The 14,279-nt window shown below is 54.6% G+C and carries 14 protein-coding genes and 1 tRNA gene; 13 read left to right on the plus strand and 2 right to left on the minus strand.

The window, feature by feature from the left end; all coding sequences use genetic code 11:
* Window positions 1–208: 208 nt before the first annotated feature.
* Together FH749_10920 and FH749_10925 are read right to left on the minus strand one after the other, a co-directional pair.
* Complete coding sequence (locus FH749_10920) at window positions 209–751, minus strand: DUF2812 domain-containing protein (GenBank protein MTI95977.1); 543 nt, start codon at window positions 749–751, stop codon at window positions 209–211.
* Window positions 752–1,078, minus strand: a complete 327-nt coding sequence (locus FH749_10925; protein ID MTI95978.1) for a PadR family transcriptional regulator — start codon at window positions 1,076–1,078, stop codon at window positions 752–754.
* 172 nt (window positions 1,079–1,250) lie between these two features.
* On the opposite strand from FH749_10925, the gene FH749_10930 reads away from it, so the two are divergent.
* The 13 genes from FH749_10930 to groL all read left to right on the plus strand — a co-directional run bounded on the left by FH749_10930 (window position 1,251) and on the right by groL (window position 14,234).
* Complete coding sequence (locus tag FH749_10930) at window positions 1,251–2,504, plus strand: CPBP family intramembrane metalloprotease (GenBank protein ID MTI95979.1); 1,254 nt, start codon at window positions 1,251–1,253, stop codon at window positions 2,502–2,504.
* Window positions 2,505–2,587: 83 nt separating this feature from the next.
* Window positions 2,588–3,433 carry a DegV family protein gene (locus FH749_10935; protein MTI95980.1) on the plus strand — a complete coding sequence of 282 codons (846 nt, stop codon included), beginning with the start codon at window positions 2,588–2,590 and terminating at the stop codon, window positions 3,431–3,433.
* A 154-nt stretch (window positions 3,434–3,587) separates the two neighbouring features.
* Window positions 3,588–4,826, plus strand: coding sequence for a DUF401 family protein (locus FH749_10940; GenBank protein ID MTI95981.1), 1,239 nt, complete (start codon window positions 3,588–3,590; stop codon window positions 4,824–4,826).
* A gap of 12 nt (window positions 4,827–4,838) precedes the next feature.
* On the plus strand, window positions 4,839–6,209 hold the full coding sequence (locus FH749_10945; protein ID MTI95982.1) for an L-seryl-tRNA(Sec) selenium transferase: 1,371 nt from the start codon (window positions 4,839–4,841) through the stop codon (window positions 6,207–6,209).
* 2 nt (window positions 6,210–6,211) lie between these two features.
* A complete protein-coding gene (gene selB / locus FH749_10950) occupies window positions 6,212–8,107 on the plus strand; it encodes a selenocysteine-specific translation elongation factor (protein MTI95983.1) in 1,896 nt (631 codons plus the stop codon).
* A complete protein-coding gene (locus FH749_10955; protein MTI95984.1) occupies window positions 8,104–8,988 on the plus strand; it encodes a LysR family transcriptional regulator in 885 nt (294 codons plus the stop codon). The genes selB and FH749_10955 overlap by 4 nt, the downstream gene beginning before the upstream one ends.
* On the plus strand, window positions 8,985–10,013 hold the full coding sequence (gene selD / locus FH749_10960) for a selenide, water dikinase SelD (protein MTI95985.1): 1,029 nt from the start codon (window positions 8,985–8,987) through the stop codon (window positions 10,011–10,013). Before FH749_10955 ends, selD begins: the two co-directional genes overlap by 4 nt.
* Before the next feature lie 44 nt (window positions 10,014–10,057).
* Window positions 10,058–10,152: transfer RNA gene (locus tag FH749_10965), tRNA-Sec, on the plus strand.
* 93 nt (window positions 10,153–10,245) lie between these two features.
* Complete coding sequence (gene fdhD / locus FH749_10970) at window positions 10,246–11,058, plus strand: formate dehydrogenase accessory sulfurtransferase FdhD (GenBank protein ID MTI95986.1); 813 nt, start codon at window positions 10,246–10,248, stop codon at window positions 11,056–11,058.
* Between the two features lie 170 nt (window positions 11,059–11,228).
* The gene (locus FH749_10975) at window positions 11,229–11,579 is read left to right on the plus strand and encodes a hypothetical protein (protein MTI95987.1); all 351 of its coding nucleotides are present in this window, start codon (window positions 11,229–11,231) and stop codon (window positions 11,577–11,579) included.
* A 23-nt stretch (window positions 11,580–11,602) separates the two neighbouring features.
* Window positions 11,603–12,016 (plus strand): hypothetical protein, encoded by a 414-nt coding sequence (locus FH749_10980; protein MTI95988.1) that lies wholly within the window; start codon window positions 11,603–11,605, stop codon window positions 12,014–12,016.
* Between the two features lie 263 nt (window positions 12,017–12,279).
* Complete coding sequence (locus tag FH749_10985) at window positions 12,280–12,567, plus strand: co-chaperone GroES (GenBank protein ID MTI95989.1); 288 nt, start codon at window positions 12,280–12,282, stop codon at window positions 12,565–12,567.
* A gap of 32 nt (window positions 12,568–12,599) precedes the next feature.
* Window positions 12,600–14,234, plus strand: coding sequence for a chaperonin GroEL (gene groL, locus FH749_10990; GenBank protein MTI95990.1), 1,635 nt, complete (start codon window positions 12,600–12,602; stop codon window positions 14,232–14,234).
* Window positions 14,235–14,279 lie beyond the last annotated feature (45 nt).

The raw sequence follows: 14,279 nt of genomic DNA on the forward strand, positions 1-14,279 counted from the left end.
CTAGACGAATAATTTCCATGAGGAACCTCTGCCTCCTTGTGGGGTATTCATTCGACCGAATGTGAGGTTCCTCTTCTATTTCCGGGAGGAAAATTCCTCCAGTTCCCTACAATAATTTTACACTAACGTTACTTGTAGGCACAAAAGCCCTGCTCGATGTTTTGAGCAAGACCTTTTGTACTCAGCCAGTGAGAAACGTCGCCGCTGGCTATTGATAGATTTGTGCTTCTTTTTTTAAGCGGCGGATTCGCTGCCAGGTGAGAAAGAAGGGAATTGCCATGAGTAGGCCTGCTCCAAAACTGATTGGCGAGATCCACATATTGAAATTGCTACGACTTATTAAGAGGCTGATGAGAATATTCGCAGTACCGATAAGGAGGTTGGCTAGACCGATAATGCCAAACATCCAGGCTATACGCCTGTAATGTTGAAGTTTGGCTTCTGTGTCTGTGTATAGCTCAAAAGGACCGTCTTCGATTTTGCGGCGAAAATATGCCCAACGTGTATATGTGCTCACGCATTCGGCGCCAGTTTCCTCCATGAACTTGATATATGCCTTGCTTTCCAGTTCGGTTGGCAGTTCTTTGAGCAACTCAATTCGGTAAATAAATTCTCCTGGCTCCCCTTCTTCAAATAAATAGCGTCCAGGAAACGATATGTCAATCATGTGGTAACCCTTGGCTGCCATTTGATTGAGCCAACGCTCTTCCTTCTCGAAGTCCAGAAAAAACTTATATGCTTTATGCTTCACTTAAATCACGCCCTTTGTAATCTTATTGCCGTTATCCAGCAACTCCTGTAGTCGTACCAACTCATCCTGTACGGCCTGGCGGCCGGCGCTGGTTATTTGGTACTCCTTTTTGCGTCCGCCGGCCTTGGGATTGACGGATTCAATCCAGCCCTTATCCACTAGTGTGTTGAGGGCGCCATACAGGGTGCCCGCGCCCAGGTCGACCCGGCCTTCGCTGATTTCCCGCACGAATTGCATAATCCCGTAACCATGCAGCGGGTTGTAGAGAGCCAGCAGGATATAGAACACCGCTTCCGTCAGAGCGCCCCGCTCTGTGCTTTCAGGCATGTAATCACCTCTCATTATCGTCTGCCGTTATATCGGCTACTGTAATATTATTATATCGGCTGCCGATAGATTTGGCAAGCATTTTTGTGTTAAAATTTAGTGTCATTAGGCAGGATTTTATGGCTGAATCCGGAAATGTTAGCGAGGCGGCTTTGGGAAGGAGAGTTGTTTCATGCGACATAACATTTGGTTGACCCCGGGCGGGGCCAATCTTGTTTTACTAATGATAGTAAGCTTAGTTTTGGCCGGCAGCTTCTTTCTTGTACCGGTATGGGGGTTTGGGTTTAATGCTGTCGTCAATCAAGTAGTAATGCTAGGGGTTGCTTTGTTATTGGCTCTGTTCAATCGTTGGCCGCTGGCGCGAATTTACCGTCTGCGCTGGAGTGGATTTGCCCCGGTTGTCCTGGGTTTTTTATGCGGAATTGCTGTATGGTGGGCCAATGCCAGCATTTACGTAAGTATTCAGCGCTTCTTGAATCACTATTTGGGACCGCTTCCAGCGATGGGAATGCCCAGTGTTGGTTTGCTGGATGGGCTGTTCTTGTTGGCGACGATTTTGGTTCTGGCGCCACTGCTGGAAGAGATTCTTTTTCGCGGTTATTTTCTCCGTGCTTATGAGAGTCGTTATCGCCGGGGTGCCTGGTTGTGGGTCGCTCTGCTTTTTGGCCTCATTCACTTTGGCAACGGAATTGCTGACTTTTTTACCGCTACATCAATGGGGCTTGTCTTCGGGTATCTCGCCTGGAAGACAGATTCGCTTTGGCCGGCGGTAGCTGCCCATGCCGGCCTCAATCTGACTGCGGTAGTCGGCGGACTCGTTTTGCAAGATGCCATCGTGAGCAGGCAGTTTCCCTGGTTGCTGCTAGTGGTATCGCTAGTCGCTTTGCTGATTGCGTTGGTAATGCTTCGGCATTTTCGTAATCGGGCTGTTCCTGTTTTGGAGGCAGTGGATACCGGTGCCTTACCCCTGGGCCGGGGCCTGGATAAACGATTTTGGCGGGTCTGCATTTTAGGATTAACTGTGCTTTTGCTGTTGGTGCCGGTTACCCTGGAGGCGGGTATACGTGCCGGCATCCTGGAGCTTGAAGCGCCGGGAGATATGTTGGTGGCGGAGCATTTCAATATCTCGGTCGGAGAGATGGGCGAGGAGCTAGTCCTGGCCGAGTTCAGTATTGACAATCAGCAAATGACAGGTAACTTGAACTTTCAGCTGGATTTTGCCTTTGCCAGTGAGAGTATTGATGCAACGCTGATGCTTGCTGGGCCTGGTGGCCGCACTGCTTTGGGTGAGCCTTGGGTCGGATTAGAGCTTTCGATGAATGGGACCCGCACTGCTACGATTACTGAGAGTGGTGATTGGCAGTTGCTCCTGGTTGGCGAAGCCAGTGCTTTGAATATCGAAGGAAACATGATCATCAAGCGATAGCAAGTGGAATTATCGCAAAAAATCGGGGAAGATATCTTTTATTGAGAGCACATTTATTCATTATTAGTTGAGGGGGAAAACTTTTGGCTAAAATTGCTTTAGTAACAGACAGTACTGCAGACCTGACATCAGAATTAATTGAGGAGTTTGATGTTCATGTAGTTCCATTGGGAGTGAATTTTGGCGACGAGTATTTCGCCGCCCACCAATTGACGCCGACAGAGTTTTATCGGCGTCTGGCAAGTGCCGAAGCTTTGCCCACTACTTCCCAGCCGGCGCCGGAAGACTTTATGAACATATACAATAAGCTCCTGGAAAAGTATGATGAAGTGATATCGATTCATTTATCCACCGCCCTCAGTGGCACTCTGAATGCGGCCCGGGTGGCCAAGGATGCGCTGGATCAAGCGCGGATACATCTTGTGGACTCCCGTTCCATCAGTCTCGGGGTTGCCGTTATGGTCCAGGAGGCGGCCCGGGGCATCCGTGAAGGACTGGCGTCTGCGGCAATTGTCGAGGCAGTCGGCAAAGTGCGGCAGCGCACGGAAACCCTGTTTACATTAAACACCCTCGAGTATTTGCAGAAGGGTGGTCGGATCGGCAAGGTTTCGGGGCTGGTTGGCTCCCTGCTTAACATCAAGCCGATTATTCGGGTAAATGACGAGGGCATCTATGTTCCGGCCGGCAAGGCCAGAAGTCAGGACAGGGCCCTGGATTGCCTGGCCAAGAATTTTAAACAATTGGCCAACGGCCGGGCGGCTGTGCAAATTGCCGTTGCCCACGGCGCTGCCCGGGAGGCGGCCCAGCGACTGCAAACTGCCATGGAAGAGGCCTTTTCCGTGAAAGCGAGCATCTTCACCGAGGTTGGACCGGTGATTGGCGTTCACACCGGGCCGGGGACAGTTGGCGTGGCAGTTGTGTTTGAGTAAATTCAGTGTTCGCCCCCGAGGGGCGATTTTTTTTTGCACATCATTTGCCCTGTAGCATAAACTGAGAGTTGGGGCTTTAAGCCCTCGACTTGTATATAAGGATAATTTATAATGAACATAACTGTGAATTGAACTGACAAGGGAGAGGAAAGTCTTGGGAGTATACGCTGTTCTATTATCGATGGTTATTATTTTGCTAATGGTTCGTAAAGGGATTGATGTTGGTTTGGCGCTGCTGGCAGGCAGTGCAGTCCTGGTAATAACGGCGCCAATGGATTTGGAGCTTGCTCTCCAGGCGATATGGACGGCAGTGTCTAGCGCGGAAACCTGGGAATTGATCTTTGTGATTTTGTTCATTGGCATCCTGGGCTATATTTTGGAGCATAGTGGTGCCCTGGAATTGATGGTCAGCAAGTTATTGCCGCTGCTTGGCAGCTCGCGCCTGGTGCTTGCCGCCATCCCCAGCTTGATTGGCTTGCTGACAGTTCCGGGCGGCGCTATTATCTCGGCACCCATGGTTGGCCAGATGGGTGATAAGGTTGAGATTTCTCCCGAGCATAAAACCGGCGTTAATGTTGTGTTTCGGCACATTTGGTACTTTATCTTCCCGATGATGTCGGCGGTGATTGTTACCGCCCAACTGGCGGGGATTACGCCGGAATCATTGGTGGTCTTTAATATCCCGACGATGGCTGTTGGCTTGCTGGCGGCCTGGGTGTTTATGATGCGCACAGTGCCCAAAGGAGCAGCGGGAGTTAACTTCAGCGTCGCCAATGTGGGCTGGTTCGCCCTCAGCATTATGCCGATTTTCGTTGTCCTGATTCTGTATCTTGCCCTGGACGTCTTTTTCCCTCTGGCTTTAGTGGTGGGGATTTTGCTGGCTCTGGTGAATCTGCCCGCCGGAGAGGGCCGGCTTGGCAGCAGGATGGCCACAAGCTTTGTCAGCCGGGGGCGAAAGATGATTCTGCCCGGCATCAGTCCGATGATGATTGTGGTTGTCTTTGGGGTCATGGTTTTCAAGGAGATTCTGTCCGCCAGCAGTTTGGTCACTACCCTTGCCGCTGACATGGTCGCGGCCGGTATCCCGCTTTGGCTGATGCTGACAACCCTGCCCTTTTTGGTAGGCCTGGCCACCGGCTCCCACACTGCCGCCGTTGGAGTTGCGATTCCAATTTTCCTGCCCCTGTTGACGGCTGAATCTCTGTTGCCGGGGGCCAGCTTAATGTTTGCCAGCGGCACTCTAGGTTATATGATTTCACCTTTGCATCTTTGTCTGGTGCTGTCCAGCAAATTCTTTACCGCCAAGCTGCTGCCCACCTACCGCTATATGTTGCCGGTGGCGGCGACAATGCTGGCGGCGGCGGTGCTGGTTTCCCGGATGCGAGGTCTTTAAGGGAGGTATTCGATGGGGAAAGAATTATTACGTCAATTGCCCAAGGTGGGAACGCTGTTGGAGCAACCCCAATGGCAGGAACTCATTGACAAATATCGGCGGGGTTTGGTGCGCAGCGCCCTGGATCAGGAACTGAATCTCTGGCGCCGGAGGATTCTGGATGGGGGCGGGCGTGTGCCGGACGCAGACGAGCTTCTGGCCGCTGTCTCATCTGCCCTAGCAGACTTGGTCGCGCCGGCGCCGCGTCCCGTGCTGAACGCAACGGGCGTAGTCATCCACACCAACCTTGGCCGAGCGCCGCTAGCGCCTGAGGCCGTGAATGCGGCCCGGGAGGCAGCTGATTATTGCGACTTGGAGTTTGACATCGATTCTGGCCAGCGGGGTTCTAGGCACCGACATGCGGAGGAGCTGATTTGCCGGATTACCGGCGCTGAGGCGGCTTTGGTTGTCAATAACAATGCGGCAGCAGTGATGCTCTGCCTGGCCGCTGTGGCCCGAGGCGGCGAGGCGATAATTTCCCGGGGACAGTTGGTGGAAATCGGCGGCGCCTTCCGGGTTCCCGATGTGATGGAGCAGAGCGGTGTGACTTTGCGGGAAGTGGGCACCACCAACAAGACCTATCTCGATGACTATCGGCGGGCAGTTACTCCCGAGACACGGGCTCTGATTCGTGTGCATCCCTCTAATTTTCGGGTGGTGGGTTTCAATCACGAGGTGTCGCTGGCGGAACTGGTTGCCTTAGGGCAAGAGCAGCAACTGCCGGTGCTTGACGACTTGGGCAGCGGCACTTTGGTTGACCTTCGCCCCTGGGGCATCGAGGAGCCTACGGTGCAGGAGAGTGTAAAAGCCGGCGCTGATCTCATCAGTTTCAGCGGCGATAAGTTATTGGGTGGCCCCCAGTGTGGGATTATTGTCGGCAGCGTCGAGTGGATTGGTCGCTTGAAGAAGCACCCGCTGACCCGGGCCCTGCGCTGCGACAAGCTGACACTTGCCGCCCTGACCGCGACCCTCGCCTTATATCTCCAGGAGGAGGGATGGCGGCGGGTGCCGGTACTGAGGATGATAACCGAGTCCGGCGAGGCTGTGGCCCAGCGGGCCCAGAAACTGGCGGACCTGCTGGCAGGTTTGCCCCTGTCTGTGACTGTGGACGCGGATATTTCGCCCGTGGGCGGTGGCGCCCTGCCTTTGCACCGCCTGGAGACCACAGTGCTCCGACTGCGGACTGACGGGCTTTCGGCGGATCAACTGGCGGAGCGTTTGCGCGCTCAGCGCCTGGTTGGCCGCATTGCCGATGAACAGGTTGTTCTTGACGCCAAGACGTTGGCAGATGGGCAATTAACTGCCGCGGCCACCGCTGTTGCGGCGGCGCTGGGGGGAGAATAAAAATGGCTGAACATGTGATTATTGGCACAGCTGGTCATGTGGATCATGGCAAGACGACTCTGATCCGGGCCCTGACCGGCATCGACACCGACCGCTTAAAACAGGAAAAGGAACGGGGGATTACAATTGAGCTGGGGTTCGCCTGGTTCGATCTGCCCGACGGCCGCCGGGCGGGGATTGTCGATGTCCCTGGCCACGAGCGGTTTGTCCGCAATATGCTGGCCGGCGCCACCGGTATTGATGTAGTTTTGCTGGTGGTGGCCGCCGATGAAGGCGTTATGCCCCAAACCCGGGAGCATTTGCACATTCTGGAGGTCCTGGGCGTGCAGACTGGGATTGTTGTAATAACCAAGGCCGATCTGGTGGAAGCGGAATTGCTGGAACTGGCTCGGGAGGATATTGACGAGGCTCTGGCCGGGACGTTTATGGCCAAGGCCCCCCGGGTGGCTGTCTCTGCTGTCAGTGGTCTGGGGATTGATGAACTTAAGGAATTGATTGGCGAGGTGGCTGTTGCCGCGCCACCCCGGCAGCGTCGCAGCTTTTCCCGGCTGCCGGTGGACCGGGTCTTTGTCCAGAAGGGATTTGGCACTGTTGTTACCGGCACATTGTTGGATGACGTCCTCAATGAGGGCGATCAGGTGCTGATAATGCCCGGTGAGCTGTCTGCCCGGGTGCGGCAGTTGCAGGTGCACGGAAGCAAAGTGACTACGGTCCAACCCGGACAGCGGGTGGCGGTGAACCTGGCCGGAATTGAGCGCTCGCAGATTCATCGGGGGCAGGTGGTGTTCCGGGGCCGCGAGCTGGCGGCAGTGGATAAGATTGCTGCCCGGCTGCAGCTCTTGCCCGATGCCCCGCCCTTGGTCAACAACAGCCACATTCGGTTTCATTGCGGGGCCAACGAGGCCCTGGGGCGGGCAGTGCTTTTGGAAGGTGAGGAGCTGACGCCTGGCGGTGATGCTTTGGTGCAGTTCCGGCTGGATGAGCCGGTGATGGCGGTACGGGGCGATCGCTATGTGATTCGTTCCTGGTCGCCGGTGACCACCATCGGTGGCGGCGAAATCATTGAGACCGGGCGTCGGCGTCTGAGCCGCAACCGCCCTGAGATTGTCGAGGCGCTGAAAGAACGGGAGCAGGGGGATGCCGCTGTGCTGGTCAAGAGCTATTTGGATGAGGCGGGGATGCCTCTGACCAAAGAGCAATTGCTTCAACGCTCCCAGCTGCCGCCGACGGAACTGGATGTGGCGCTTTCCGAACTGGAATTGATCAGCTTTAGCGTTGACGGCCAGAACTGGCTGTTCAGCCGCGGGGAGGATTTCCTGGCTGCGCTTGCGGATTTACTGACTGGTTGGCATCAACAAAATCCCCTGCGGGCCGGCATGCCCCGGGAGGAGGTGCGCTCCCGTTTGTTGCCGGATATGAATACCCGCAGTTTCGCGGCCCTGCTGGAGACGCTGCTGCCGGGGACCGAAATCGAGTTGCGGGGTCAAGAGCTGGCCCTGGCGAACCATAAACTTGAATTAAGCGCCGAGCAGGAACGGCTTCGCGCGGAGATACTTGAGGCGGTAAACGCCGCTCCCTTTGCACCGCCAGAACGTGGAGAACTTGAGAAGCTAGGACGGCAGGCTGCTCCGCTTTTGGCCTTGCTGCAACAACAGGGGGAACTGGTGGCTGCTGGCGATTTTCTCTTTGCCCGTTCCGCCTTGGACCGCGCTGTCACGGCAGTAAGAGACCATTTTGCCGCTGAGTCGCAACTGACCTTGGCCCAGTTCAGGGACTATTTACAGACCAGTCGTAAATACGCCTTGCCTTTAATCGAGTATCTGGACGGCGCCGGATTTACCAGACGGCGGGGAGACGTGCGGCTGCCCGGACCCGCTCTGCGGGAGGAAAATTCATGAACCTGAATTTGTTGCGCACCTTTGTCTGTGTTGTGGAAGAGGGAAATTTCTCCCGGGCTGCCAATCGGCTGCACCTGTCCCAACCGGCGGTGAGCATGCAGATGCAGTCCCTGGCCCAGGAGCTGGGGGTGGAGTTGTTTTTGCGTGTGGGACACCGGGTTGAGCTGACCGAAGGCGGCGCTATTCTCTACCGCCAGGCCCGGGAGCTGCTTCAGGGCTGGCAGCAAGCCCGCCAGGAACTGGATCAGCTTCGCGAGCAGTTGCGGGGCCGCATCGATTTGGGGGCGAGCACAGTCCCGGGGGATTACTTGCTGCCGCCGCTGCTCTGTGACTTTTACCGGCACCAGCCTGGTTTGGAGCTGCGGATGCAGGTGGGCGCCAGCCAGGGAATCGTTGAAGCTCTGAGCCAAGGGCGCCTGGATTTAGCCGTGGTTGGCTTTCAGCCAGAGACCGCCGATTTGGCGAGCGAGAAGCTGTTTACCGATCAATTGGTTGCCGTCATCGCACCGGAACATGCCTTGGCCCGGAAAAAGACGCTTTTGCCCCGGGACCTGTTGAGCCAACCGATGATTATGCGCGGCCAGGGTTCTGCGACCCGGCGGGCTTTGGAAACGGCGCTGGGTGACGCTGCCCGCAAATTGCGGGTGATCATGGAGTTAGGCAGCAGCCGGGCGGTGTTGGAAGCGGCGGCCCGGGGCCTTGGTGTCGCCGTTGTATCCAGGCACGCAGCTGCTGATTATATCGAGGCTGGGCGTTTGCAGGCCCGGACGATTGCGGAGCTGGAGCTGAACCGGGATTTCTGGCTGGTTCTGCCCCGTACTCAGGTCAACCCGGCAGCCCGGGAGTTGGCTAAATTCTTAGCGGGAGGTGTGAGCAAATGACTGAAGAATTGAGATTGACCCAGATGGTTGAAGCGGCGGGGTGAGGCGCCAAATTGGGTCCGGCGGACCTGGGGCAGGTTCTGTCCCGTTTAAACCTCAAGCCCGATGTTAACCTGCTGGTGGGCGCCGATACTGCCGATGATGCGGCCGTTTACAAGCTCAATGCCGAGCAGGCTGTGGTCAACACATTGGACTTTTTTACGCCAATGGTGGATGATCCCTACGCCTTCGGACAAGTGGCTGCTGCCAATGCTCTCAGCGATGTGTATGCAATGGGGGGAGTCCCTTTGGTGGCCCTGAATATAGTGGTGTTTCCCAAATGTCTGCCCCTGAAGGTGTTGGAGCAAATTCTTGCCGGCGGCGCCGATAAGGTTGCCGAGGCCGGCGCCCGTTTGGCCGGGGGGCATTCGATAGCCGAAGAGAGTCCGATTTATGGCTTGGCCGTTACCGGGGTTGTGCATCCCGAGCGAATCTGGACCAATGTCGGCGCCCAACCGGAGGATGTATTGGTGCTGACAAAACCTTTGGGTAGCGGCATTGTCTGCACTGCCGTCAAAGGCGGCCTTGCCAGCGCTGACGATACCCAGGCCGTCGTTAACTCCATGGCGACTCTAAACAAGGAAGCGGCAGATGCGGCGCAGGAGCTTTCAGTCCATGCGTGTACAGACGTCACCGGTTTTGGCCTCCTGGGGCATCTGTTGGAGTTGGCCCAAGGCTCCGGGGTGGCAATCGAACTTGACCATCGGAATATTCCTGTGCTTCCGGGAGCCAGGGAGTATGCGTCCATGGGCCTGATACCCGGAGGCTGCTACCGCAACCAAAAGCATGGAGAAGGCATGGTAATTTTTTCACAAGATGTGTCCAAAATTGATCGTGATATTTATTTTGATCCCCAGACATCTGGCGGACTGATCCTCAGTTTACCTGCTGAACAGGCATCAAAATTAGTAGATCGAGGCTTAGGATGGGCAATCGGTAGAGTGGAAAAGTTAAAACATGACACAAAATTGTTACACATTTATTAGTAAAAAAGCTTGAAACTCCGGGAAGTTACCGGTATAATAATGACGGGAATGGAGGAGTCCTGGTGGGCTCTCTGGACTTCAAATCCAGTAGCGGGCATGGAATGTCCGTGGTGGGTTCGATTCCCATGCATTCCCGCCATTTTTAAGTTTGTTATGTGAAAGTAATAACTTTCTTTTGCCCGGCGACGGTTTTCTGCGTTAACGTGTTTATTCCTTTAACCGCCCCGGCCATATGCGTTATAATTCCGGGGGAGGGATTTGTATGGGCAAAGAGCAAAGGCAAGTAATCAATGTCAATCGGGGAGAGGTAAACAGCGTAGCCGATTGGTTGGCCGAGGAGTGGCCGCTAACGCTGGTAGTCAATGGCAAGCAGTATATTACCCTATTAACGACTCCCGAGCATCTGGATGAGTTGGCGGTGGGCTTTGCCCTGGGCGACGGACTGTTAAACGGCCGGGAAGATTTGGTTTCTGTGTCGGTGAGCTCCGACCGACGGCAAGTTAAGCTGGCTCTGAAGGGTGAAGTGGATTTAGTTTCACGCCTGGCTGTGACCAGGGTGTTGACCACCGGTTGCGGCAAGGGATCACGGTTTTACCGGGCGGTTGACAGCTTGAAACAACATGAAGTGACGGGCGGACGGGTGCTGTCGCCGGAGCGCCTCACGGAGCTGATGCGGGAATTTAATGGCAGTTCGCCGTTGTTTGCCGAGACAGGCGCAGTTCATGCTGCTGCCCTAGTCAGGGATGAAATTGAGGTGCTGCGGGAAGATGTGGCCCGCCATAATGCGATTGATAAATTGGCTGGTTACTTGACCCTTAACAACAAGCAGGGTAAGGATTATGTTCTGCTAAGCAGTGGTCGGATATCTTCCGAGTTTGTTCTTAAAGCGACGCGGATGGGAGTTGGCACAATAGTTTCCCGTTCAGCCCCCACCGCTCTTGCCGTGGACTTGGCCACAGATTTGGGGGTCACAGTAGTAGGCTTTGTCCGCGGCCGACGCTTTAATATATATTCTCATTCTTGGAGAGTGGAGGGATTCAAATGATTCAAGCGATACTAAGTTTGCTATTACTCGGGGGGACCGGCGGGTACCTGCTCAGCCAGAGTCTGATCAGTGTTTCCGGGCCGGCGCTGTTTGTGGTGGCTATTGTTGCAGTTTCTTTCGCCATTGCCCTCTATAGCCATAGTCGTTCACTGGGGCAGCAGGGGTAGGCCATGTTCCGGCGAGCTAGCAAAATTATTCTGGTCTCTGTACTGGGTGCTGCCTCAACCTGGTACTTGAACACCCAGGTGGGGCTGGGGCCGGTAGCGGCGTCAGGCATAGTTGGTCTATTGGCTGCTGTGCTTTTGACCCCGGAACTGGCGGTTGCAACCTATACTGCCTCATTTGCGGGCATGTCCTCGTTGGCAGTGCTGGGCTCGTTGCCAATGGTGTTGATGACTGGTTTACTGGTGGGAGGCATTTTTATCATAGCCCTGCCGGTATACCAAGGGTTTGGTGGTAAATTAGGGACGATTGCCGCCTGTGCCGTCCTGTTAACTGTCTTCGTATTCGGCTTGTTGTAACGGATTTGGGGGAGGGGAAAGAGATGTTCTTTGTTCAGGTTGTGATGGTTTCACTGGTCTGTGGTCTTGCCACCTGGTTAATCAACCACCGACTGCAAAAGGGTCCGGTGCTGGCTTCAGCAATAGTTGCGTTGGTGGCCGGATTGGTTTTTCCACACATTTTTGCTGAAGGCTCTACGCTGGCAGCAGTTGCCGCCTGTGCATCGTACGTGGGAATGAGCGCCAAAGCCCGGCTTCGGGGACCGGTTGAGGCAGCAATTGCTTTGGGTATTGCTGCAGCTTTGTTTGTGGTCACTGTGGATGTGTTTGTCGGTGTCGGTGGTAAATTGGGAACAATTGCCGCGATAGCAGCCATGACTGTCTGGGCATGGGGTCAAGTGTTACCTGAGCCGTCCACTGTTGGCCGCTTAGTCAAGGTTTATACCCGTATGCTCTAAAAAGGCCGTGTCGGCCTTTTTTATGTATAATTTGGTGTCAAAGGGCAATAATTCAGTGGGTGATAATCTATGCCAGGGAACCAGGTGTGAAAACAGGAGAAAAACTAAGCAAGACACAGCAAATCTGGCATAATATCCATAAATCACCCAAATTAGCGGTTGCAGCATAACCCTGCAAACCGTAAAATTATAGCTGTGATTAGCACTCGACAAGAGTGAGTGCTAACAATAAATTAAACAACAATATATAAGGAGGGTACAATATGAACATCAAACCTCTTGGTGACCGCGTTGTAATCAAGGCATTGGAGCAGGATGAAGTAACTCCCAGCGGCATTGTATTGCCCGAGAAAGCCAAGGAAAAGCCCCAGGAAGGCGAAGTAGTCGCCGTTGGTTCTGGCAAAGTGCTGGAAAACGGAACAAAGGTTGAGCTGGAAGTTAAGGTTGGCGACCGGGTAATCTACTCCAAGTATGCCGGCACCGAAATCAAGAAAGACACCGAGGAATACCTGATCCTCAGTGAGCGCGACATTCTCGCAGTCGTCGAATAACATAACAAAACCCAAAGGGAGGTTATACAAACATGGCTAAAGATATTAAGTTCAGAGAAGATGCCCGTCGTGCTTTGGAGCGTGGCGTAAACGCTCTTGCCGACACTGTTAAAGTGACATTGGGCCCCAAAGGTCGCAACGTTGTTCTGGACAAAAAATTCGGTTCTCCCCTGATCACCAACGATGGTGTGACTATTGCCCGGGAAATCGAGCTGGAAGATACTTTCGAAAACATGGGCGCCCAGTTGGTCAAAGAAGTTGCCACCAAGACCCAGGACGTAGCTGGTGACGGCACCACCACCGCAACTCTGCTGGCCCAGGCAATCATCCGCGAAGGCATTAAGAACGTTACTGCCGGCGCCAACCCGATGATCCTCCGCCGTGGCCTTGAGCAGGCCACCAACGCAGTTGTGGAAGAAATCAAGAAAATTAGCAAGCCGATCCAAGGCAAAGATGACATCGCCCGGGTCGCCTCCATCTCCGCCGACAACGACGAAGTTGGCCGCCTGATTGCCGAAGCAATGGAAAAGGTCGGCAAAGATGGTGTTATCACAGTTGAAGAGTCCAAGGGATTCGGCACCAGCCTCAATGTTGTTGAAGGTATGCAGTTTGACCGCGGCTACATCTCTCCGTACATGGTCACCGATACCGAGAAGATGGAAGCTGTTCTTGAAGAACCCTACATTCTGATCACCGACCGCAAGATCAGCAATGTTCAGGATATCCTCCCCGCTCTGGAAAAAATTGTCCAGCAGGGCAAGCAACTGATTCTGATTGCTGAAGATGTAGAAGGCGAAGCTTTGGCGACTTTGGTTGTCAACAAGCTCCGCGGCACCTTCACCTGTGTAGCCGTTAAAGCCCCTGGCTTTGGCGACCGCCGCAAGGCAATGCTGGAAGATATCGCTGTTCTCACCGGTGGCCAAGTAATTTCCGAAGAGCTTGGTCTCGAACTGAAGAACGTTGACCTCAACATGCTTGGTCGTGCCCGTCAGGTCAAAGTTACCAAGGACGACACTATCATTGTTGATGGCAGTGGCGATAAAGAGCAAATCGAGAAGCGCGTTTCCCAGCTGCGGGTTCAAATCGAAGACACCACCTCCGATTTCGATCGCGAAAAGCTTCAGGAGCGCCTGGCTAAGCTGGCTGGCGGCGTAGCTGTCATCGAAGTTGGCGCAGCCACCGAAGTTGAGCTCAAAGAACTGAAGCTGCGTATCGAAGACGCTCTCGCTGCGACCCGTGCCGCTGTTGAAGAAGGCATTGTCGCTGGTGGCGGCACCGCATTCATCAACGCCATGAAGGCCCTTGATGGACTTAAGCTCAGTGGCGACGAGGCAACCGGCGTGCGGATTATCCGTCGCGCTCTGGAAGAGCCGATTCGCATGATTGCTCATAACGCCGGCCTCGACGGATCCGTTGTAGTCGAGCGTCTCAAGAGCGAGCCGGTTGGTGTTGGCTTCAACGCCCTCACCGAAGCGTATGAAGATATGATTAAGGCTGGTATCGTTGATCCCGCCAAAGTTACCCGCTCTGCCCTCCAGAACGCATCCAGCATCGCTGGAATGTTCCTGACCACCGAAGCTGTTGTCACCGACATTCCCGAGCCGGAAAAAGAAGGTCCCGCCGGCGGCGGAATGGGCGGAATGGGCGGCGGCATGCCGATGATGTAAGCATAAGAGTAAGCAAAAAACCGTGTGCACACGCACACGGTTTTT

This window comes from Bacillota bacterium (assembly GCA_009711825.1).
Classification (GTDB): Bacteria; Bacillota; Proteinivoracia; order UBA4975; family VEMY01; genus VEMY01.

Coding starts and splice junctions, on each gene's coding strand:
- FH749_10925 (MTI95978.1), bottom strand. CDS start 1,078: ATGCCTGAAAGCACAGAGCGGGGCGCTCTGACGGAAGCGGTGTTCTAT.
- FH749_10930 (MTI95979.1), top strand. CDS start 1,251: ATGCGACATAACATTTGGTTGACCCCGGGCGGGGCCAATCTTGTTTTA.
- FH749_10945 (MTI95982.1), top strand. CDS start 4,839: ATGGGGAAAGAATTATTACGTCAATTGCCCAAGGTGGGAACGCTGTTG.
- selB (MTI95983.1), top strand. CDS start 6,212: ATGGCTGAACATGTGATTATTGGCACAGCTGGTCATGTGGATCATGGC.
- FH749_10955 (MTI95984.1), top strand. CDS start 8,104: ATGAACCTGAATTTGTTGCGCACCTTTGTCTGTGTTGTGGAAGAGGGA.
- fdhD (MTI95986.1), top strand. CDS start 10,246: ATGCGTTATAATTCCGGGGGAGGGATTTGTATGGGCAAAGAGCAAAGG.
- FH749_10975 (MTI95987.1), top strand. CDS start 11,229: ATGTTCCGGCGAGCTAGCAAAATTATTCTGGTCTCTGTACTGGGTGCT.
- FH749_10980 (MTI95988.1), top strand. CDS start 11,603: ATGTTCTTTGTTCAGGTTGTGATGGTTTCACTGGTCTGTGGTCTTGCC.
- FH749_10985 (MTI95989.1), top strand. CDS start 12,280: ATGAACATCAAACCTCTTGGTGACCGCGTTGTAATCAAGGCATTGGAG.
- groL (MTI95990.1), top strand. CDS start 12,600: ATGGCTAAAGATATTAAGTTCAGAGAAGATGCCCGTCGTGCTTTGGAG.